Source organism: Kutzneria sp. 744 (genome assembly GCF_000568255.1).
Lineage (GTDB): Bacteria > Actinomycetota > Actinomycetes > Mycobacteriales > Pseudonocardiaceae > Kutzneria.
In genome coordinates, this window is the sequence record NZ_KK037166.1 from 370,334 (window position 1) to 392,056 (window position 21,723).

At 68.6% G+C, this 21,723-nt stretch carries 13 protein-coding genes and 2 pseudogenes; 9 read left to right on the forward strand and 6 right to left on the reverse strand.

The genetic code is table 11. The features are described 5' to 3' along the window. Window positions 1–7 precede the first annotated feature (7 nt). Window positions 8–1,201, forward strand: a complete 1,194-nt coding sequence (locus tag KUTG_RS01710; protein ID WP_232240596.1) for a S53 family peptidase — start codon at window positions 8–10, stop codon at window positions 1,199–1,201. A gap of 231 nt (window positions 1,202–1,432) precedes the next feature. On the opposite strand, the gene KUTG_RS01715 is transcribed toward KUTG_RS01710, so the two are convergent. After that, a complete protein-coding gene (locus KUTG_RS01715) occupies window positions 1,433–1,822 on the reverse strand; it encodes a hypothetical protein (RefSeq protein ID WP_157494217.1) in 390 nt (129 codons plus the stop codon). Between the two features lie 1,039 nt (window positions 1,823–2,861). Between KUTG_RS01715 and KUTG_RS01720 the strand changes: the two genes are divergently transcribed. Further along, a complete protein-coding gene (locus tag KUTG_RS01720; RefSeq protein WP_255361005.1) occupies window positions 2,862–4,619 on the forward strand; it encodes an IS1182 family transposase in 1,758 nt (585 codons plus the stop codon). Continuing rightward, window positions 4,616–5,059, forward strand: coding sequence for a hypothetical protein (locus tag KUTG_RS01725; protein WP_043714396.1), 444 nt, complete (start codon window positions 4,616–4,618; stop codon window positions 5,057–5,059). Before KUTG_RS01720 ends, KUTG_RS01725 begins: the two co-directional genes overlap by 4 nt. On the opposite strand, the gene KUTG_RS01730 is transcribed toward KUTG_RS01725, so the two are convergent. Both KUTG_RS01730 and KUTG_RS60570 read right to left on the reverse strand, forming a co-directional pair. Next, window positions 5,056–6,654, reverse strand: coding sequence for an IS4 family transposase (locus KUTG_RS01730; protein WP_063753465.1), 1,599 nt, complete (start codon window positions 6,652–6,654; stop codon window positions 5,056–5,058). The genes KUTG_RS01725 and KUTG_RS01730 overlap by 4 nt on opposite strands. Window positions 6,655–6,910: 256 nt before the next feature. Next, window positions 6,911–7,276: pseudogene (locus KUTG_RS60570) on the reverse strand (integrase core domain-containing protein); the annotation flags it as partial. Here KUTG_RS60570 and KUTG_RS01735 point away from each other — a divergent pair. After that, a complete protein-coding gene (locus KUTG_RS01735) occupies window positions 7,201–8,571 on the forward strand; it encodes an IS30 family transposase (protein ID WP_043714398.1) in 1,371 nt (456 codons plus the stop codon). The pseudogene KUTG_RS60570 and the gene KUTG_RS01735 overlap by 76 nt on opposite strands. A 31-nt stretch (window positions 8,572–8,602) precedes the next feature. On the opposite strand, the pseudogene KUTG_RS55795 reads toward KUTG_RS01735, so the two are convergent. Then, window positions 8,603–8,995 (reverse strand): annotated as a pseudogene (locus KUTG_RS55795) (DDE-type integrase/transposase/recombinase); the annotation flags it as partial. Window positions 8,996–9,095: 100 nt separating this feature from the next. Here KUTG_RS55795 and KUTG_RS01740 point away from each other — a divergent pair. After that, window positions 9,096–9,491, forward strand: a complete 396-nt coding sequence (locus tag KUTG_RS01740) for an integrase catalytic domain-containing protein (protein WP_232240597.1) — start codon at window positions 9,096–9,098, stop codon at window positions 9,489–9,491. A gap of 175 nt (window positions 9,492–9,666) precedes the next feature. Here the strand turns inward: KUTG_RS01740 and KUTG_RS01745 are convergent, their stop codons facing one another. Continuing rightward, window positions 9,667–11,343 (reverse strand): MFS transporter, encoded by a 1,677-nt coding sequence (locus KUTG_RS01745; RefSeq protein ID WP_043714399.1) that lies wholly within the window; start codon window positions 11,341–11,343, stop codon window positions 9,667–9,669. A gap of 135 nt (window positions 11,344–11,478) precedes the next feature. Between KUTG_RS01745 and KUTG_RS01750 the strand changes: the two genes are divergently transcribed. From KUTG_RS01750 to KUTG_RS01765, 4 genes are all read left to right on the forward strand, one after another. Then, window positions 11,479–11,964 (forward strand): MarR family winged helix-turn-helix transcriptional regulator, encoded by a 486-nt coding sequence (locus KUTG_RS01750; protein WP_052393712.1) that lies wholly within the window; start codon window positions 11,479–11,481, stop codon window positions 11,962–11,964. A 102-nt stretch (window positions 11,965–12,066) separates the two neighbouring features. Continuing rightward, the gene (locus KUTG_RS01755; protein WP_043714401.1) at window positions 12,067–13,404 is read left to right on the forward strand and encodes an alpha/beta fold hydrolase; all 1,338 of its coding nucleotides are present in this window, start codon (window positions 12,067–12,069) and stop codon (window positions 13,402–13,404) included. Between the two features lie 347 nt (window positions 13,405–13,751). Continuing rightward, window positions 13,752–15,695 (forward strand): right-handed parallel beta-helix repeat-containing protein, encoded by a 1,944-nt coding sequence (locus KUTG_RS01760; RefSeq protein WP_043714403.1) that lies wholly within the window; start codon window positions 13,752–13,754, stop codon window positions 15,693–15,695. A 184-nt stretch (window positions 15,696–15,879) separates the two neighbouring features. Continuing rightward, the gene (locus KUTG_RS01765) at window positions 15,880–17,292 is read left to right on the forward strand and encodes a purine-cytosine permease family protein (protein ID WP_043714404.1); all 1,413 of its coding nucleotides are present in this window, start codon (window positions 15,880–15,882) and stop codon (window positions 17,290–17,292) included. Here KUTG_RS01765 and KUTG_RS01770 read toward each other — a convergent pair. Continuing rightward, complete coding sequence (locus tag KUTG_RS01770) at window positions 17,281–21,567, reverse strand: caspase, EACC1-associated type (RefSeq protein WP_157494230.1); 4,287 nt, start codon at window positions 21,565–21,567, stop codon at window positions 17,281–17,283. The genes KUTG_RS01765 and KUTG_RS01770 overlap by 12 nt on opposite strands. Window positions 21,568–21,723: the final 156 nt, after the last annotated feature.

A 21,723-nucleotide genomic window follows, 5' to 3' on the forward strand; every position in this document is an offset into this window, starting at 1 on the left:
CGTCGTCATGCTCGCCACGATCACGGCTGCGGCGCTGACCGTCCAAGCGCCGGTCGCCATCGGCTTTCCGCGCACCGCGGCCGTCCGCGACGCCTGCGGCGCGGCACGGCCTGGATACGCCAGGTGTTTCGCCAAAATCCGTACTGACGTCCACAGTGGCCACATGACTGCAGCCGCGTTACCGGCCGGCTACGGTCCGGCGGATCTGCGCTCGGCGTACAACCTGCCCATCACCGGCGGCGGCGCACAGACTGTAGCCGTCGTAGACGCCTACGACGATCCCAACGCCGAATCCGATCTGGCCACCTACCGGACCACCTACGGCCTGCCGGCCTGCACCACCGCCAACGGCTGCTTCCACAAGGTCAACGGCAGCGGCGCCGCCAGTCCGCTCCCTCCGGCCGATGAGGGGTGGGGCCTGGAGATTTCCCTCGATCTGGACATGGTGTCTGCCGCCTGCCCGGACTGCCGCGTCCTGTTGGTCGAGGGCGCCAGCGCGGCCATCGCGGACCTGGCCACCGCCGAGGCCACCGCCGCAAGCTTGGGCGCCAACGAGATCTCCAACAGCTACGGCATCCAGGAGGACCCCGCGATGCTCCCGTTTCAGGACGCCTACCGCCATCCGGGCGTGGCGATTGTCGCCGCCGCAGGCGATTCCGGCTACGGCATCCCGGAATTCCCCGCAGTGCTGGCAAGTGTGATTGCGGTCGGCGGCACTCGCCTGACCCGCGTGCCCACCGCTGCACGCCGCTGGGCCGAAACCGCCTGGGGCGGCTCGAGCACCACCGGCGGTACGGGCAGCGGCTGCTCGGCGTGGATCGCCAAGCCCACCTGGCAGCACGACCCGAACTGTTCGGGGCGGATGACCGCTGACGTCGCCGCCGACGCCGATCCTGACACAGGACCCGCCGTCTACGACAGCTACGGGTCAGACGGAGGTCCCGGCTGGACGATAGTTGGTGGCACCAGTGCCTCCTCTCCGTTCATCGCGGGTGTGATCGCGCTCGCCGGCAATCCCACCGCGTTTCCCGACGCCAGCTACCTGTATGCCCACACCGATGCACTCAACGACATCACCAGCGGCACCAACGTCACCAGCCCGTCCGGCATGGACTGCGGCGGTGACTACCAATGCAACTCCCTGTCCGGCTACGACGGTCCCACCGGAGAGGGCACCCCCAACGGCCCGGCCTCCTTCTGACCGGGCCGTCGCGGGTTGCCCCACCCTCTCGGGTGGGGCAACCCGCCGCTTGCTTGGGGAGCATCAATGACAAGTCAGGTCAGGCATCACCACCAGGAGCCTGCGCGCCTTATGTCGCCCGACTGCTCGGCGAGCCCTACGCCAGCAGCCAGATGACCCAACACCTGAAACCTGACTCACACGTTCAGAATCCGCTCCCAAGGCTCTGGGGGCTCGATTGCTGGCGCGTTACTAAAGAGCCGCTTTGAAGTAGAAAACCGGCTCGGTGAATGCAGCGACCGCGGAGCGGGGCGGCAGGTCGACGACCGGAGTGCCCTCGCACGGGGCCTGTCCCTCGCCCGGCTCCGCGTACAGCCGGATGCTCTGGCGGGTGCGGTTGATCGCGGATCGTGCGCCATCCGGCAGAGTTTCGATTGCCACGGGCGTACACCGGAACGGCACTGGAGCGAGCACCCGCTGCGGGACCCCCAGGAAATTGGGTTCCGGGGACAGGAGGAGGGCGGTGCCCACAGCCGGACCGGCTTGAGGCGTGGCGGTCGGGGTGGCAGCACTCGCGGGTCCGCCTGCCAGTAGGCAGGCAGCCAGCACCGTGGTCGCGCCCACGATCATGCGCTTAATCATGAATTCATCCCTTCGACTAACGGAAATAGTTGGCGTTTTTCATCCAAGCCCCCCGCGTGTGGTGGAGTCTTGGTAGTAGCGACGGCGGAACCATCGAGGTGCCTGGTCCGCGGCTTCGCGACAACCACCTCCTCAGACAGCCTTGGCATGGCCGATGATCTATGCATGCGCCGTTTCTTTCGCCGCTACTGCCAGAACCCCGAAACGGCGCTTGCGGCCCACACGTAGCCGTACGCGGTCGCGCGGCTCATGCCGAAATCCTTGGCCGGCTATGATGATTCGCGAGCGACTTGCATCCAGTCTGCTCCCGTGTGGGCCGGCGAGAAAAGGGGCCAGCGAATTGGCCCACCGTAGACGAACTGCGCGGCCAGCTTCAACCGGCGTAGTGCTCCAACCCTAGATCGTGATCTTGTCTTGTAGGGTCTCGCTGTCGACGACATGTCGATCTTTGCTGACCTGGGCGTTCTGGTCGTCTCACGACCGTATCGCCCATGATCAGTCTCAATATCTGTGGCATTTCCTCGCCTGACACCGGCCAGGTCAGCGGTCGTACAGCTCATCGCCGGTGCCGCGCAGCTTGTCGAGGTTGTTAAGTTGCCGTTGGACGCGCATGGCGTCGGTTACTTCCGCCGAGCGGCGACGCGCCGAACGCAGCGCGGGCTTGGACTGAGCCCCTGCTGTCCGCGGGGGCTGGGTGCTATGCCAGGTCGTTCCAGGTCCATGGGGCTGTGGGTGTCCCGTTCCGCTCCCGTCCGAACCGGAACTGACTGCTGTGATCATCGATGTCCCTGCGTCAGGGTGAGCAGCAGATAGTCCGGAATTTGCTTGCGTAGCACGCCCATAGTCGTTGCTGACAAAAGAAAAGGCTGAGCCACGATGTGGAGCACCGAGACGTCGAAGTCGGCGTACAGCTGTCGGCGATGCGTGAAAACTGGTTCTGGCACGCTTTCCGGATGCTGTTGGTGATCTTGGATAGTTGGCCCCTGGCATCACCGCTCGTATGAGCGATTAGCTGGTCAGCGTGGGGGCGGCCTCGCGGATGAGGTGCTGGTCGTGGCGATGGGGCACAGCTCGGGCAGAACGATCCCGGCCGAGACGGCGCGGGTCGCGCGTGCAGCGAACCCCCGAGGGACGCCGGCGATGTGGATCCGGGACCAGTTGGACGGCTTGTTCGTCGACGAGGACTTCGCCGACTGGTACCCGGCCGGGGTTGTCGCCGGCCCAGCTGGCGTTGGTGTCGGTGCTGCAGTTCGCCGAGAACCTGACTGATCGGCAGGCCGCGCAGGCGGTGGCGTGCCGTATCGACTGGAAATACTGCTTGGGGCTGGAGTTGGACGCACCGGGCTTTGACCACTCGGTGCTGTGCGAGTTCCGCGATCGGATGGCCGAGGACGACCGTGCCGACCGACTGCTGGCAGTGATGGTCGATCGGTTGGTGGCCGCCGGCTTGGTCAAAAGCCGGGGGCGGCAGCGCACGGACTCCACGCACGTGCTGGCCGCGGTGCGCACGTTGTCGCGGCTGGAGTTGGTGGGTGAAACGCTGCGGGCAGCACTGGAGGAACTGGCGGCCACTGCTCCTGACTGGCTGGCCGGCGTCGTGACCGCGGACTGGGTCAAGCGCTACGGTCGACCGGTCCGCTACGATCGGCTACCTCGCGGCGCCGACGCCCAACGGGACTACGCCCTGACCGTCGGGACCGACGGAATGACGGTGCTGCAGGCCCTGGCTCGCCCGGATACCCCGCAGCGGCTGCGCCGGGGTAAACAGGTGGATGTCTTGCGGCGGGTCTGGATTCAGCAGTACTGGTACGACAGTGCCAGCCAGCTGCGGTGGCGGGGCCCCAAACAAACCAAGGACCGCAACAGTCGGCGAGGCATGCCGCGCAGATCAGCCTCCGCGCCGGCGGCCGATGGGAATCCGGATCCGGCTTCGGCTCGAGTGCCGTGGTCGGGGCTGGAGATCGTGTCCCTGCATGATCCCGAGGCGCGGTTCAGTCACAAGCCGGGCAAGGCGAGATGGATCGGGTACAAGGACCACCAGACCGAGACGTGCGATGAGGACATGCCACGGGTGATCGTGCATGTGCTGACCACCCCGGCTCCCGAGCAGGACATCGCAGCCCTCGACCGTGTCCACACCGCGTTGGCCACCCAACATCTCCTCCCCGCCGAACACCTGGTCGACACCGGATACGTGACCCCGCAGGCTATCCACCACGCCGCGACCGTCCACAGTGTCACCATCGTCGGGCCGGTTCGGGAAGACCCTCGAGCTGACGAGCATCCCGGCTTCAGCAAGGATGCGTTCACCATCGACTGGCAGGCCCGGACGGTCACCTGTCCGCAAGGAGTCACCAGCCCACCATGGAAACCTACCATCGCCGACCAGAACCCCGGCCTATCGGTCCTGTTTAGACGGTCAGACTGCCGGGATTGCGCCGTGCGCAAGCAATGCACTGGCAACGTCGATGGCAAAGGCCGGCATCTCCTCCTACTACCTCAACCGCTGCAGGAGATTCAGTCTCGTGCCCGAGTGGAGCAGAAAACCCCTGAGTGGAAGGAGAGGTACGCGATGCGGGCCGGGTGTGAGGCGACGGTCTCCGAGACCGTCCACGCCCACGGGCTACGACACTGCCGCTACCACGGACTGGCCAAGACCCACGTGCAGCACGTCCTGACCGCCGCCGGAACCAACATCATCCGCCTGAGCCAACAATCAGCGACCGATCGGAACCCACGGCCGCCGAGTCCCTTCTACCGGTTCAGTCAGACCTTGCTCACCGAGCTGGCCGCTTGAAGATCACCAACAGCATCCGGAAAGTGGGCCAGAACCACAATCCCGAATGCCTGGCCCCAACCGCGCTGGCGTCCACCAACAACGCCAAGACGCTCACGGTGTCCGCGGATGTCAGACTGCCTGCCTCCAGGACACCGATGATGCTCGCCGCCACGGGGTCGAGCACCGGCAACGGCAGCGGCGACTTCACTGCGACATCGCTGAAGCCATCCGGGTCCTGGGCAGCGGGCGGCTCCTCGGACGCGTTCACCTGGAACTACACGATGAACACTCCGCCGGTGCCCGGCGGTCTGCATCCCACCCTCGAGCTGAACTACGACTCGCAGTCGGTGGACGGCCTGACCTCGGCCACAAACAACCAGGCGTCCTGGGTCGGCGACGGCTGGTCCTACGAGCCGGGGTTCATCGAGCGGGGACTTGACCCAAGGCCGGGAAGTTAACGATCTTTGTGTCCTGGCAAGGGGTTGGGCGCCCATGTCGTTGCGGTGTAGAGACCGGGGCCGATCTTGTGGATGAGCCCGCTGTCCGCCCATCGGGAGAGCTGTCTGTACATGGTGTCCATGGTGATGTCGCCGAAGTGGGCCGCGATGTCACGGGGTCGCCACAGGCGAGTGGAATCTTGTTGTAGCAGAGCCAAAATCCGGTGCCTACGACGCTGTGCAGGGGCAGTGTTTCGGTCGTCTCGGGACTCGGTGGGCAGCGCGGGCAGCGGTTGCGGGGGTTCGACGATGACGATGTCGAGGCCGGTGACAGCGCGGCTGGTGTCCGGGCGGCCGTCGTCGAGGCGTTCGCTGTAGCGCGAGATCGGCGATGTGACCTTGCGGGTGCTCACGCGAAGGCGTCGTGGTGGAAGCAGACCGGCCAGCACGCGGTGGCCGATGACACCCACGTGGTCCGTCCCCGCGGTGGGCGCCGTGATGCCCCTGGCTCCAATGACCAGATCACGGGCGGTGTGCAGGGCAATGGTGAAGCCGCAGCGGTCCGGGTCGATGCCGGGCTGCGACTCGGCGGCCCGCACCATCACGGCCCGCAACGCTTGGTAGAGGGTCAGCAGGGCCCACATCTCCTGCTCGACGCCGGCGGGGTCGCCCGAGCGGAGCACCCGGCCTTGCCCGAGGGTGTGCCGCAGCGCGTAGTACGCCGACTCGTGCTCCCAACGCTGGTGGTAGAGGGCGACCAGGGCCTGGGCGGGGTAGCGGCGGGCATCGGTCAACGTCGTGACCAGCCGGTAGGAGCCGGTGAACACGGTGCCGCCCGTGCAGGTCACGGTGATCCGCGCCTCCACGACCCTGACGGGGACAGCGCCGATGACCGACAGGTAGGACCCGTCGCTCAGACGGGTCAGGACCGGGGTGCGACGGTTGGCGCGCAGGCGGCCCAGGAGTTGAGCGCCGGTGTCGGCCACGGCGGCGAGGAAGGCGTTGGCGTCGAAGCCCTTGTCCCACAAGACCAGCATGTCCGGGCCCAGGTGGTGCAGCAGTTGGCGGGCGTAGGCGGTCTCCCCTTCACGGGTCGGGCCGAATACCGCGGCGATCACGGCTCGGGTGCCGGTTTCGACGAGGGTCATGAGTTCCACCATCGGGTAGCCGCCTCGGCTACCGGGCCCGAACCGGTCGACGTTGCGCACGCTGTCGGGGATCTTGATGGAACTGCAGCCGTCGAAGGAGACCGTGCGCAACGGCCCGAATCGCACGCCGCGTGTCGTCGGCTGGGCGAGTAGCCCTGCGACCGCCTCGAATAGGCGTCGCATCGGTGCGGCGGTGAGCCGGCGGCGCAGGTCCCGCAAGGCTTTCGCGGTGGGCTGGGCCACCTCCAGTCCTGCCAGGCCCGCGGTCAGCTTCTGCCACACCAGCCGATAACCGACCTCCGGGAACAGACACATCGCGAGCATGAAGTAGACCCCGACCCGGGAGGGCAGGTCCCGCAGTCGGCGCTGCCCTCTGCGTGTCTCTTCCAGCACGGCGTCCACGAGATCGAACGGAACGACCTGGGTCAGCTCGCCCAGGTGGCCGGGAGCGAAGCGTCCCTCTGCCACCGTGAACTCGCGGGAGACGGTCGTCAGACCAGGCGGCAGGGCACAACGACGTGTGGGCAACAGAGCTCCGTGGAAGCAGTGGATCTTGACGGACTACCTGCTCCAACGTGGCTGCGTTACCCGCGTTCCCGTGCCGAAGAGGAACCGTACTAAAACCCTTTGCCACCAGCACGAATGCGTTAACTACCCGGCCTTGGGGGAACCTCACATAACCCCGTGTCCGACATCCGGGGTAAGCCCCGGCCTCATGCTCAGCAGGCGGTAGGTGCCCGATCCGACTGTGCAGCCGCCGGTTGTTGTACCAGTCGATGTACTCCAGGGTGGCGTATTCGACCTGATCACGGGTACGCCACGGGCCACGCCTGGTGATCAGCTCCGTCTTGTACAGCCCGATCATGGACTCGGCCAGGGCGTTGTCGTAGGCATCCCCGACCGAGCCGATCGAGGCGTCGATGTCCGTGGCGATCAGGTGGTCGGTGAAGCTGATCGACGTGTACTGGGTGGATTCAACTGGTCGTCGCAACACCTCGACGTCAGGGGTTTGTGATGGCCGGATTGAAGCAGAAACTGGCGCGTGAGTACCGCGGTCAGATGCCGTCGCCTGGGCGTCCAACGGTGGCATGGCGCGAGGATCGAGTCAGGTTTTGGGCTGCGATCGCGCGAGGCGAGAAGACCGAGGACGCGGCTACGAAGGCCGGCGTGTCGGGACCGGTCGCGTTCAGATGGTTCCGTCACGCTGGCGGCGTGAATCCAGCTCTTCCTCCGACGGTGTCGGGCCGGTACTTGTCCTTCGCTGAACGAGAGGACATCGCGATCTTGCGTGCGCAAGGCGTTGGCGTTCGTGAGATTGCTCGACAACTCGGGCGTGATGCTTCGACGATCTCGCGCGAGTTGCGGCGCAACGCATCGACCCGAACCTACAACCTCGACTACAAGGCCTCGACCGCGCAATGGCATGCCGAGCGTCGTGCTCGCCGGCCAAAAGCCTCGAAGCTAGCCGACAATGAACCGTTGCGCGGGTACGTGCAGGAGCGGCTCTGCGGCCAGGTTCGCCGGCTGGACGGGACATCTGTGGTGGGGCCGGGGACAGCGCCTTGGAAGGGGCGGAACAAGCCACGGCGTCAGGACCGGCGATGGGTCAACGCGTGGAGCCCAGAGCAGATCTCCCAGCGGCTGAAGGAAGATTTCCCGTACGACGAGTCCATGCGTATCTCGCACGAGGCGGTCTACCGGGCGCTCTACGTTCCCGGCCGCGGCGCGCTCGAACGTGAGCTGGTTGCCTGTCTGCGCACCGGCCGGGCACTGCGCGTTCCTCGTTCCCGTGCCCGTCGACGGGCAAGCGGTCACGTGACAACCGATCTCATGATCAGCGAGAGGCCGGTCGAGGTGGAGGACCGCACGGTTGCCGGGAACTGGGAGGGAGATCTGATCATCGGCTTGAACAGCTCCGCGATCGGCACTCTGGTCGAGCGGACCACCAGGTTTACGCTGCTGCTACATCTTCCTCGTATGCAGGGGTATGGCCACGGTCCGCGCGCGCACAACGGCCCGGCGTTGGCCGGCCGCGGCGCCGAAGCTGTCCGGAACGCGATCGCCGCAACGATCACAGCGCTGCCCGAGCAACTGCGCCGGACACTGACATGGGACCGAGGCAAGGAATTGGCCCAGCATGCCCAGTTGACGATCGACACCGGCCTGCGGATCTTCTTCGCTGATCCGCACAGTCCGTGGCAACGGGGCACCAACGAGAACACGAATGGCTTGCTGCGACAGTATTTTCCGAAGGGCACTGACCTGGCCCGCTGGGGTCGCGACGAGCTCGATGCCGTTGCCGCCGTGCTCAACAACCGTCCACGTAAGACACTGGGCTGGAAGACACCGGCCGAAGCGCTGAACGAACTGCTACTCTCCCAATGAGCCGGTGTTGCGACGACCGGTTGAGTCTGAGCTGGGCGCCGGCGTCAGAGTGGTGCACCAGGCCCGGCCCCACGGGATGGCCGGCGTGATCACGGGCCCACAGCGCCATCTGGAGCGCATCCAGCACCAGATCTGTGCGCATGCTGGTGTCGGCCTTCCAGCCCACGATCCGGTGGGAGAACACGTCGATCACGAACGCCAAGTAGACCGTGCCCGAGTGGGTCGGGACATACGTGAAGTCGGCCACCCACAAGGCATTCGGACGCTTCGCGGTGAACCGGCGGTTGACCAGGTCGCCCGCCCGCCCGCACGCCATCGGGACCGCGATGGTGGTGCGGCGGGCCTTGCCGCGTGTCACACCGGCGACGCCCAACCGGCGCATCAATCGCTCGACCGTGCACCGGGCTACCGTGATTCCCTTACGGCGCGACAGCCCAAACCGTGGCATGAAGTCCAGCGAGCCGGCTCCACGAAACTCAGGGCACATCAGAGCCTCCACCAAATCCGGGGCGGTTCACACCGACATGACCTGGCGGCAGTTCCTGCGCACGCAAGCGTCGACGATGCTGGCGTGCGACTTTTTCCACGTCGACTGCGCGCTCACCCTGAAGCGGATCTACGTGTTCTTCGTGCTGGAGGTCGGCAGCCGCTACGTCCACATCCTCGGCACGACGACGAATCCGGACGGTGGGTGGACTACGCAGCAGATCCGCACTCTCGTGATGGATCTCGGTGACCAAGTCGGCGAGTTCAGGTTTCTTGTCCGCGACCGGGCTGGCCAGTTCGCGGCCTCGTTCGACGCCGTTCTGGCTGACGTGGGCATCACGGCGGTGAGGATCCCGCCGCGTTGCCCACGGGCGCACTGTACGCCGAACGGTTCGTGCTCACCGCCAGATCTGAGCTCACCGACCGCATGCTGATCCTGAGCCAGCGGCACCTCAACGCCGTGCTCGCCGAGGATGTCCGGCACTACAACGGTCGCACCGGTCCCGCGGGCTCCGCCCACCGCGGGCGACCCTGTGGGGTTCCAGAAGTCGGCCCACGCACGTCCACGGTCACGCCGACGCACCCGCGGCATCCACGTGGGGCACCGCCTCAGTCGTGGAGTGACTCCTCGGTGACCATCGGGCGGTCGGCCGCGCCGCGCAGCAGGACGGCGACCAACACAGCCGAGAGCAGGGCGGCGGCGGCGCAGACCAGGTAGCCCGCGGAATAGGCGTGGTCCAGCGCCTGGAACGCGACGTCCTTGAGTGGGTTGAACGGCATCGTGCCGCCGGTTGGCGAGGGCACCGTCGCCGGGACGGCATTCGCCCCCAGCGGTCCCGAGTTCACCGCGCCGACGGCGGCCTCGACGCTGGCCCGCTGGCTCTCCGGCACGTGGGAGGGTGCGGCGTTGAAGGCCGCCAGCGCGGAGCGCAGCGCGTCGCTGCCGGCCAGCTTGTCTTGGATCTCGGCCGCGGCCCGGCTCAGCGCGATCGCGCCGACGACGGCCGGGCCGAGCGTGAACCCGAAGTCCCGCAACTGACTCGTCGTGCCGGACGCCATGCCGGCGAGATGGTTCGGCACGGTGTTCACGGCGACGGCCGTCACGCCGGACAGCGCGAAGGCGAAGCCGATGCCGATCAGGGCCAGCGGGGCGACGATCGGTAGCACAGACAGCGTCGTCGCCGACTGCGTTGCGATCCACCCGTCGCCGATCGCGATCAGCAAGAAGCCGCCGCCCAACGCCCAGCGCGGGTTGTAGTGGTGGATCGCCCGTTCGACCAGCGGGGTCAACAGCAGCGCGAACCCGTTCAGCAACACGAACGCCACCGCGGTCTGCATCGGCGTGAACTCCTGGATCGCCGACAGGCGGATGCTGGTGGCATAGGCGGTGCCCAGGAACGCGAACATGCCGACCACCGTCACCAGCGAGTTCACCGCGAACGCCCGGCTGGCGAACAGATCCAGCCGCAGCAGCGGGGCCTCCGCGCGCCGTTCCGCGACGATGAACAGCGCGAAGAACACCACCGCCAGCAGGAATCCGCCGATCACCCAGCCGTTCGACCAGCCGCTGGTGGACCCCTGGATCACGGCGAACAGCAGCGCGAACAGCGAGACCGCGATGGTGACCTGGCCCGGCCAGTCCAGCGACCGCCCCTCGGGCGCCGAGGAGTTCCGGGCGGCGAACCCCACCGCCGCGCTGACCAGCGCCAGCAGGCCGACCAGGACGAACGCCCAGCGCCAGGTGGCGGTCGGGTCCCCACCCCAGCCGATCTTGGTCACCAGCCCGCCCAGGACCGGTGACACGAAGCCGCCGCTGGACAGCGCGGCGGCCCAGATGGCGATGCCGCGAGCGCGGGTGGCGGCGGTGTGCGTCCCGGCGGCGACCATCGCCAGCGTGGTCGGGAACAAGACGGCGGCGCCGGTGCCCGCGACTGCCTGCCCGATCCACAGCACCGCCACCCGGGCATCGGTGCTCACGCCGGCGCCCGGCGTGAGCACGCTGATGAGCTCGCCCAACGCGAGCAGGACGCTGCCGCCGATCAGCAGCCGCTTGCGGCCGAACAGGTCCCCGAGCACACCGAAGGTCAGCTCCAGCAGCGTCACCGGGACCAGGAACGCGTCGGAGATCCAGGTCAGTTGGGCGGACGTGGTGCCGAGGTCCTGTTGGAACTGGCCGTTGAGCACGGCCGGAATGGCGAGCGCGACCTGGGCCACGCAGACCGCCAGCGCGGTGGCGACCTGGGTGCCGCGGGTCATCGACGGGGTACGCACGGCTGTCCTGCTCATGAGACCTCCACAGTGAGGCGAGCGACGCGGAGGTGAACGTACAGGCTTCCTGTGCTTTTGGCGTCGGATCGACATGGATCCGCAACCAACCGGCGCGATTGGCCCAGTCCGCCATCCATCGGTCACCATGGTCGAATGGCACCACCCGTCCCGGCCCGACAGCCCGACGACGATCGGAAATCCGCGCCGCCCAGCCTGCTATACCTGACCAAGCAGCTCGAACTGGCCGTCCGGGCGCACCTGGACGAACTGCTGCGCCCGGCCGCGATCACCGTCCTGCAGTACACCGCGCTGACCGTGCTGGAGCGTCGGTCGAACCTCACCACGGCCGAGCTGGCCCGCAACTCGTTCGTCACCGACCAGGCCATGGCCGACATGGTCACCGGCCTCGACGACCGCGGCCTGATCGCGCGCGACACGGATCCACGGGACCGGCGACGACGGGTGATCCGACTGACCCAGAAGGGCGAGCGGCTGCTGGACCGCTTCCGCGGACCGGTCGCCGCACTCGAGGCGCAGATGATCTACCGGCTCACCGGGGAGCAGGCCGACCAGCTGCGCCATCACCTGATCGCCTGTCATGCCAGCCTCACCGATACGCCGCCGCGTCGCGCCCGGTGAGTCGCTAAAGAACAGGAACCCTGTACAAAAACCGCCACCGGTGCCAAGCTCCTAGCCGAGTCCGTGCCACGGATCCGTGTCACTCGACCGGGAGGCACCAGCATGAGCAAGTGGCGTGTCCGGGTGTTCGCGCTGACGGTCGCCGCCGTTGTGGCCGCGGCGGTTCCGGCCGCGGCCGGAACCCCGCCCCAGCACCATACGGCCCAGCACTACACGGGCCAGCTCTCCGACGGCGCGAGCTGGACAGCGGACGTGCCCGGCTCGTGGAACGGCACGATCATCCTGTACAGCCACGGCTACGGCCCGCTCACCCCGCAGGACGCCCCCGACCAGGCCACCGCGAATGCCCTGTTGGACAACGGCTACGCCCTGGTCGGGTCGTCATACTCGGGTCCGTCCTGGTGGGCGCTGGCCGCCGCGGTGCGCGACCAGTTCGGCGCACTCGACGCCATCGAACGGCAGACCGGCGCGCCGAGCCGCACCATCGCGTGGGGCACCTCCATGGGTGGACTGGTCAGCGCGCTGGAAACCGAGCGGGATCGCGTCGACGGCACACTGACCACCTGCGGCCTGGTCGCCGGTGCGCTCAACCTCAACCAGTACCAGCTCAACGGCGAATACGCGCTCGCGCATCTGCTCGCCCCCGAGCAGTCGATACCCTTGGTCCGCTACCCGAACCAGGACGCCGCGGGCGCCGCGGCCACCCTGCTGACCAGCGTCGTCGGCACCGCCCAGGCGAATGCCGCCGGCCGGGCCCGGATCGCGCTCGGCGCGGCCCTGATGAACGAGCCCACCTGGTCCTCCGGCCCCACTCCCCCAGCCGCCACCGACTACCCGGCCCAGGAAGCCCAGCAGGAGCAGGAACTCACGTCGTTCGTGCTCAACTTCATCATGACCGGCCGGTATCAGATCGAACTCGCCGCCGGCGGCAACAGCGCCCACACCGTCGGCGTCGACTACCGAGCACTGCTCAACTCCAGCAGCCAGGCTGGGGAAGTCCTTGCCCTGTACCGACAGGCCGGGCTCGACCTCAACGCCGACCTCGCCCGTCTCACCCGCGACGCGAACATCACGCCCGACCCGTACGCCGTGGCGACGCTCGCCCACACCTCCATGCCGACCGGCCGGCTGCACGCCCCCGAACTCGACATCCACACGATCGCCGACCAACTCGTGCCCGTCGGCCAGGAGAACTGGTACGGCAGGCTGGTTCAGACGCCGAACCTCTTCCGGCAGGCATACGTCGACACCACCGGGCACTGTGCCTTCCAGCCGTCCGAGACCATCGCCGCGCTACACGCCCTTGAGCACCGGATCGCCACCGGTCGTTGGGACGTCGACCCGTCCCGGCTCAACGCCGCCGCCGCGGCGCTCGGCCAGCCGGGACGCTACTTCCGATTCACCCCGCCCGTCCTGACCGGCGGTCTGGGCCGGGGCTGACGGAGGGCCCGATCAACGAGTGCGAACGAGAGGCGTGAAACAACTGGTCAGGGCCGGTGGCCGACTTCGGAACCCCACCGGGACGAACCAGATTCATCGGATGACTGTTGACCGCAACCGTTTACACGCGTAGAAAGTCACTACCGCGCGCCACCGCCACGCCGCGCCCGTTCCCCACGGGCGCGGCTCGTTCCTCGTGAGGACGTGCGCAAGGTGATCGGACGGTTCGGTTCGGCGCTGGTGACCACGATCGGCCTGGTGTTGGCACCGCTGTGCCATGACCCCGCCGCTGTGCAAACCCCCCGCGCGTACACCCGCCACATGGCAACCCCTGACGGGAGTTCTCGATGAAGCCACTGCATGGTGGCGTGTTCCTGGCCGTCCTGCTCACGGTGAGCACGGCAAGCCTGGTGCACGCCGACACGGCGACGACGGTGTACGTGTCGCCGACCGGTTCCGACGCCAACCCCGGCACCAGCGCGTCGGCGCCGCTCAGGACCGTGGGCCGGGCCCAGCAGGTCGTGCGCGGGCTGACCGCCGGCCAGACATCGGATGTCACCGTGAGCCTCGCGGACGGCGTGTACCCGCTGCCGGCCACGCTGTCGCTGAGTTCCAGCGACAGCGGGACCGGTGGGCACAACGTCGTGTGGACCGCGGCCGCCGGGGCGCATCCGGTGCTCAGTGGCGGACTCCCCATCACCGGATGGACGAAGTCGGACGCCGCCAAGAACATCTGGTCGGCGCCTGCTCCGTCCACTCTGGACACCCGGCAGCTGTACGTGAACGGCGTCCGGGCCCAGCGGGCGAGTGGGCAACTCCCGGTCAAGCTGACCCGGACGTCCACCGGCTACACCGCCTCGGCGGCCACCATGGCCGGCTGGCGCAACCCGAGTGACATCGAGTTCGTCTACCGGGGCGGCCTCGGTGCGTGGACCGAGCCGCGTTGTCCGGTCGGCTCCGTCTCCGGCACCACCATCACGATGGCCCAGCCGTGCTGGAACAACTCCGAGAAGCGCCTGATGCGCACCGACGGCTCCGGCCGCACCTACGAACTCGTCGGCCGGCAAGCGATCACGGAGTCGCCGACGCTCGTGGAGAACGCCTACGAGCTGCTCAGCTCGCCGGGCCAGTGGTATCTCGACCGGAGCAAGCACACGATCTACTACATCCCGCGCAGCGGCGAGAACCTCGCCACCGCGACGGTCACCGTGCCGCAGCTCGAACACCTCGTGACCGGCAACGGCGTGCACAACGTGGTGTTCAGCGGGATCCAGTTCTCCTACGCGACCTGGTTGCAGCCCAACACCTCCGAGGGCTTCTCCGAGATCCAGGCCAACTACACGCTGACCGGCGCGCACGGCTGGGACCGGCAGGGCCTGTGCCAGTTCGTGTCCGGCGGCACCTGCCCGTACGGGGCGTGGACCAAGCAGGGCGCGGCCGTCACCTTCACCGCCGACCAGAACGTGCAGTTCACCGGCGACTCGTTCACCCATCTCGGCGGCACCGGCCTCGACCTGGGCACCGGCTCGCAGAACGACCTGGTCAAGGGCAACGTGTTCACCGACATCTCCGGCAACGGCATGGCCCTTGGCGGCGTCGACGTCGTCGCGCCGACCGCCGCGCAGCGCACCAGCGGCGACCGGATCCTCGACAACCACGTCTACGGCGTGGCGTCGGAGTTCGTCGGCGGCATCGGCATCGACATCGGCTACGTCGAGAAGGCCACCGTGTCGCACAACCAGATCGACCACGTGCCCTACACCGGCATCTCGATCGGCTGGGGCGGCTGGCCGGACAAGGTCAAGCTGCCCGCGCAGCCCAACTACTCCAACGGCAACACCCTGTCCAGCAACCTGATCTTCGACCACATGCAGCTCCTCAACGACGGCGCCGCGATCTACACCAACGGCATCACCGGGTCGTCGCTGGCCGGCGGTGAGCACATCACCGGCAACCTGTTCCACGACCAGACCGGCAAGGGCCACGTGATCTACACCGACAACGGGGCCGGCTACATCACCATCACCGGCAACGGCGTGTACAGCACCGGCGCGGCCAACGCCTGGGGCAGCCGGCACACCGACTACACCGCCAACGACGGCAACTACGACCCACTCGACATCGAGAACAACTACTGGCAGAACGGGTCCGCCGACGGCAGCGCCAAGAAGGTCACGCTGCGGAACAACCACGCCATCACCAACGCCGGCGGCGTCCCCGCCAGCATCGTCGCCAGCGCCGGCATCGAGAAGTCCTTCGCGGGCATCCTGACCTGGCATCCGGCCGCCTGACCAAGATCAAGGGAAGAATCCTGACGTTCAACGTCAGGAAGGGCCCCTTCCTCTCATCCAACGAGAGGAAGGGGCCCTTCCTGACATCGGGACGAACGGCGAAAAGCCGTGTTAACGGCGAGCCACACTACTGTGACAAGCGTCCTCTAGCGTTCCGGCGTCCAAGCGATCAGAGGAGGCACTGATGGCGGTCTCGGCGACCGGACCGGCGCGGTCCAGTGGGTACGCGGATCGGGTCGTCGCCGTCGAATCCGGCGACATAGAGCCCGTCGACGCCGGGGACAGACACGGCACACCACGCCAACTGTTCTGGACGTGGTCCTCGCCGAACCTGGAGTTCGCCACGATCTTCGTCGGCGTGCTGGCGGTCTCGGTGTTCGGCCTGTCGTTCTGGCAGGCGATCGCCGCGGTCGTACTCGGCAACGGGCTCGGCGCGCTGACCCACGGACTGCTGTCCGCCCGCGGTCCGCGCCACGGCGTGCCGCAGATGGTGTTGAGCCGCCTCGGATTCGGGTACTGGGGAAACCTGGCGCCCGCGGCACTGATGTCCGTCACCGCCGGCATCGGCTGGTTCGCGGTGAACAGCGTGAGCGGCGCGTTCGCCCTCAACACGCTGACCGGGCTGCCCCTGCCGGCGTCCCTCGCCGTGGTCGTGGTGGTCCAGAGCGGCATCGCGTTCTTCGGCCACAATCTGGTTCAGGCGTATGAGAAGTACGTCTTCGCCGTGCTGGCGGTGATCTTCGCGATCGTCGCCGTGGTGACGTTCGCCCAGGCACATCCGAACGCGCCCGGCGGTGCCGGCGGTGTTGGCGGCTTCCTGCTCACCACGGGTGCGGCGTTCGGCTATGCGGCCGGTTGGAATCCTTATGCCGCCGACTACACGCGCTATCTGCCGGCGACGGTCAGCGGCCGGGCGGTCGGCTGGTTCGCCGCGCTCGGACTGTTCGTGTCGTGCACCGTGCTGATGGGCGTCGGCGCCGCGTCCGCGACCATCGGCGGTGACGCCGACCAGACTCCGACGGCCGCCTTCACCGGGCACCTGCCGGGCTGGCTGGCGGCGATCACACTGCTGGCGATCGTGCTCGGGGCGGTCGCGGCGAACGCGCTCAACGTCTACTCCGGCGCGTTGGCGTTCCTCACCCTGGGCATCACGCTGCCGCTGGCCTGGCGGCGGGCGATCGTCGCACTCGGGTTCGGCGCCGTCGGCTACGTGCTCGCCCTGTTCGGCCTGTCCGACGCCGGCGCCGCGTACGAGAACTTCCTGCTGGTCATCTCGTACTGGATCGCGCCCTGGCTGGGCGTGGTCTTCGCCGACCAGTGGCTGCGCACGGGCCAGGACACCACCGCCCTGCTCACCGACCGGTCACGCGTCGGCTGGCCCGGGCTGGTGTCGTTCCTGGCCGGCGCGGTGATCTCGATCCTGTTCTTCGCGAACCAGTCGCTCTACCTCGCGCCGGTGCCCGCGGCGATCCCGCAGATCGGCGACATCACGTTCCTCGTCGGCTTCGTCATCGCCGCCGCCCTGTACCTGATCCTCGGCCGCCGGGTGCCGGCCGGAGCGCTGCGGGCACCGGAACCACGTCCGTCACGACGGTGACGAACCGGCGCAGGACGGGGGCGGACCGATGTTCGGGTCCAGCGCCCTCCACTCGACGTCGAAGGTCGGCGCACCCAGGACTTGGCACAGGTGGGCGAACTGCGCGTCCGGATCGAGGGTCCAGTACGTGGCGTTGAAGTCGCTTCCCCCGCTGACCAGCGCTCGTCCCACCGGGCTGAACGCGACGACGTTGACCGGCGAGCCGGGGCTCGCGGCGTCGATCGTCGCCAGCGGTGTCGGGTCGGCCACGTTCCACAGCCGCACGACGTTTTCCTGGGCGATGGTGGCCAGGGTCGCGCTGTCCGGGCTGAACGCGATGTAGGTGACCGTCGACGCGAGGTCGGTCAGCGTGCCGACCGACTTCCGGCTGACGACATCCCAGAACTGGACGTTCTGCGTGTCGTTGGCGGGATTGTCGACCGACGTGGCCAGCAGGCTCCCGTTCGGGCTGAACGCGACATCGCCGACATGGGGGTAGGCCGACCCCGTGTCGAGCGTGTCGACGAGTCTGCGGGTACGCGCATCCCACAGCTGGACCTTTCCGGTTCCCGTGGTCGCGAGTAGCCGACCGTCCGGGCTGAAGCTGACGCGTCCGCTGCCGTTGTCGTGCTTCGGCAGCGACCCCAGCAGACGAAAGGCGTCCGCGTCCCAGAAGTCGACCTCGCCGTCGCTGGCGGCGGTCAGGCTCGAGGTCACCAGCGTGTGGCCGTCCGGCGCGAAGGCCACGTCGTCCACGAGCGCGCTGTCGGGCGGCTTCAGCGTGGCGATCTGCCGGCCGGTGGTGACCGCCCACACGGCGATGCCGTCGACTCCGGCCACCGCCAGCCGCGTGCCGTCCCGGTTGAACGCCTCCTGGCTGACTTCGCCCTGTTGCCCGTCGAGACGACGCTGGTCGGCGGGATTGTCGACCGGCCAGAGGACCACGCTTCCGTCGGCCGCGCCGGTGGCCACCTGCCGCCCGTCCGGACTGACCGCGACGCCCGTCACCGACGCCGACGCCCTGACGCCGGTCCGCGACCAGCCCACCGCCAGCAGATTGCCGGAGATGCCGCCGGCCACCAGGGTGTGGCCGTCCGGGCTGAACACCAGCCGGTCCAGCGGAGCCTGCACGCTCAGCGGAAAACGGTTCAGCGTTCCGGTCGACAGGTCGTAGAAGCTGATGTCGCCCTGGGTGTCCGTCATCAGCAGCCAGTCGTTGCCCGGTGCGAACTGGACGGCCGGTATGGTCCCGGCACCGGTGGACTCGACCTTCTTGGAGGCGCCGGAGGCCACGTTCCACACCCGCACCGTGCCGTCCGCGCCGCCGGTCGCCACGGTGCCGCCGTCCCGGGAGAACGCCAGCGACCAGACCGGTGCGGTGTGCCCGGCGAACGTGGTGGTCAGGGCGTGCGTGGTCGCGTCCCACAGTCGTGCGGTGTTGTCGTAGCCGGCGGTCCCCATGAGGCGGCCGTCCGGGCTGTAGACGACGGTCTGCACGTAGGTGGTGGACGCGGCGATCAGGCCGCTGCTGTGATGCGTGGCGGTGTCCCACAACCGGACATCGCCCACGTGAGTGGTTTGGTGGTCGCCCTCGATCGCGGCCACGGCCAGGGTCCGGCCGTCCGGGCTGTAGGCGAGGGCGCTGACCCCGAACACGGTCGGATAGTCGTTGGGCAGTGGTTGGAAGGTGGTCGTGTCCCACTGGTGCACGCCCTGGGTGGCGACGACGCCGGCGGTCAGCGTGGCGCCGTCCGGGCTGAACGCCAGGGCGCTGACGTTGCCGCCGACCGTGAACTTCCGCAGCAGACGCCGGGTTTTCAGATTCCAGACGATGACCGCTCCGCTCTTGTCCCCGCTGGCCAGCAGCGTGCCGGCGGGATTGATCGCCAGCGCCTCGATGTAGTCGGCGTGGCCGGTGAAGGCGCCGAGGTAGCCCGTGCTCTCACTGCTGAGCAGGCTGCCGAGCGAGGCGGCGTTGTGCGCGGTCTGCCAGGCCGCCATGGCCAGCATGTCGGCCTTGCGGATGTTCGTGGCCGTCACGTTGGCGGACTCGAACGACAAAGCCTCCGAAAGTGAGGTCTGCTGCTGTTGGAAGGCGTTGTTGGCTTTGGTCACGGCGACACCGGTGGCGATCAGGGCGAGCACGGTCAACGCGGCCAGCGCGCCGATCACGGACCGGCGTCGACGCAGCCGGCGCCGGTGGCCGGCCGTGCTCGCCGCCAGGAACTCCCGTTCGACCTCGGTCAGCTCCGAACGGTCACGCCAGCCGCGCACCGCCTCCAGCCGGCCGCCCTGGTACAACCCGGCCTGGTCCCGGCCGTCGCGCTGCCAGCTGCTGGCCGCGTCGCGAAGTTGTTGGCGCGCCAGCAGTTCCTGGCGGTTGTCGGTCAGCCAACCGCGCAGCAGCGGCCATGCCCGCACCAACGCCTCGTGCGTGATGGACACGGTCGTGGCGTCCACCGTGACCAGGTTGGCCTCGGCCAACGCGCGCAGCGCGCGGTCGGTCGGATCATCGGGCCGGACGGCCAGCGTGGCGATGTCGAGCGGGTGACGGGTGTCCGCGGTGTCCTCACCCAGACGGATCATGCTCAGCAGCAGCCGACGCGCCGCCTGTTGCGCCTCGGCGTCCAGGCTCTGGTACGCCTCGTCCGCGCGCCGGCGCACGGCCTGCCACACCCCGGTGGTCGCCTGGTACCCGGCCACGGTCAGCGTGGCGCCGGCGCGCTTGTGCCAGGTTTCCACCAGCGCGTAGGACAGCAGCGGCAACGCGCTCGCGGTGTCCGCACCGGTGTTCAGGTCGGTCAGCAGCAGGTCGACCAGCGCCGGCTCGACGGTCAGCCCGGCCGACTCGGCGGGCCGCCGGATGACCTCCCGCAGTTCCGCCTCGGTCATCGGTATCACCGGAACCTGCCCGTCGGACAGGGCACGGGCGAGCTCCGGGTGCCGCAGGCAGTGCTGGTAGAAGTCCGCGCGCACCCCCAACACCACGACGACCGCCGGCTCGGCGCCGTCCGGTCCCGCCCCGGCCGCCGCGACCAGGGCCCGCAGGAAGGCACGCCGTTCGTCCTCGTCCTGGCCGGCGGTGAACAACTCCTCGAACTGGTCGACCACCAGCACCACCCGCTCGGCGTCCGGGTACGCCGCGCGCAGTGACGCGCCGATCGTCTCGGCCGTGGCCGGCCGGCCCTCCAGTTTCGCGGCCACCGCGGACATCGGGTGCTCGCCGGGCGTGAACACCAGCTGCGGCCAGTACCGCGCGCCCACCGTGTCGTCCTCGGCCAGCGCCGGCAGCAACCCGGCCCGCAGCAAGGACGACTTGCCCGAGCCCGACGGCCCGATCACCACGACCATGCCCGGCTCGGCCAGCGTCGCGGTCACCCGGCGGACCAGTTCGGTGGTCATCGCCTCACGGCCGAAGAACCAGCGCGCGTCCTCCCGGTCGTACCGGCGCATTCCCCGGTACGGGCAGATCGACTCGCCCGACGGGGCCGGGAGTCCGCCGGCGCCGGCCGGCGTCTCGGCGGCCCCGGGATTGGCGGCCAGCACCAGTTCGCCGCCCCGGTCACCGGCCTGGCGGTGCGGACGAGGCGCGTTCCGCTCCGCCAGCACCCGGGTCAGGTGCCGGTAGGCGTGGTCAAGGGTCAACTCGGCCGGCCCGGTGGGATCACCGGTGGTCAGCAGCTCGATCAGCGCGCCGCTGAACGCGGTGTGCCGGGCCCCCACCGGGGCCAGCGCCAGTTCGTCCCGGGCGGCCGAGGTCAGCAGATAGCTGCCGTGCACGCCGGTGAGTTCGGCCGCGCGCAACGTGCCCAGGGCGAAGGAGTTGCCGGCCCGGCCGGAAAAGCAGCAGTCCAGCACCACGACCAACAGCGGGGCGCGGCACCCGATCAGCGCGTCCCGGACCGCCGAGTAGGGCAACGCCTTGTACGCCAGACCGACGGACCGGTCGTCGGTGGCGCTCGTGGCCAGGTGCAGCTCGCCGCCGTTCTCGCCGACCAGACCGTGTCCGACGTAGTAGAAGACCAGCACGTCGGTCGCGGCGACGGCGGCCCGGGTCAGGGCTTGGCCGAGGTCCAGCGGGCTGGCGGGATCGACCACCACGGCCAGGTTCTCGGGGGCGACCTCGCACTGTTGGGTGAAGGCGTCGGCCAGATCCGCCACGGTGGCCGCCACCGCGGACACGGTGGGCAGGTCAGCGCCGGCGGGATGGGTGCCCGTGCCAGCCAGCACCACTCGTACTCCGGTGCCCGACAACGGCAAGCGCCCCCGAGACGGCACCGTTTCCCTGGTCGCCACGACGGCATTATGGCCCGCCGCTACCGATCCGCCACCCTCCGTGGGCTACCTGGCGTAAGGTGCCGCGCCCGGTGGCACGACCGTCAGTCCGCCACGCCGGGATCGGCGTCATCGACCTCGTCGGTCAGCGTGGTGGACAGTTCGGCGACCACACCG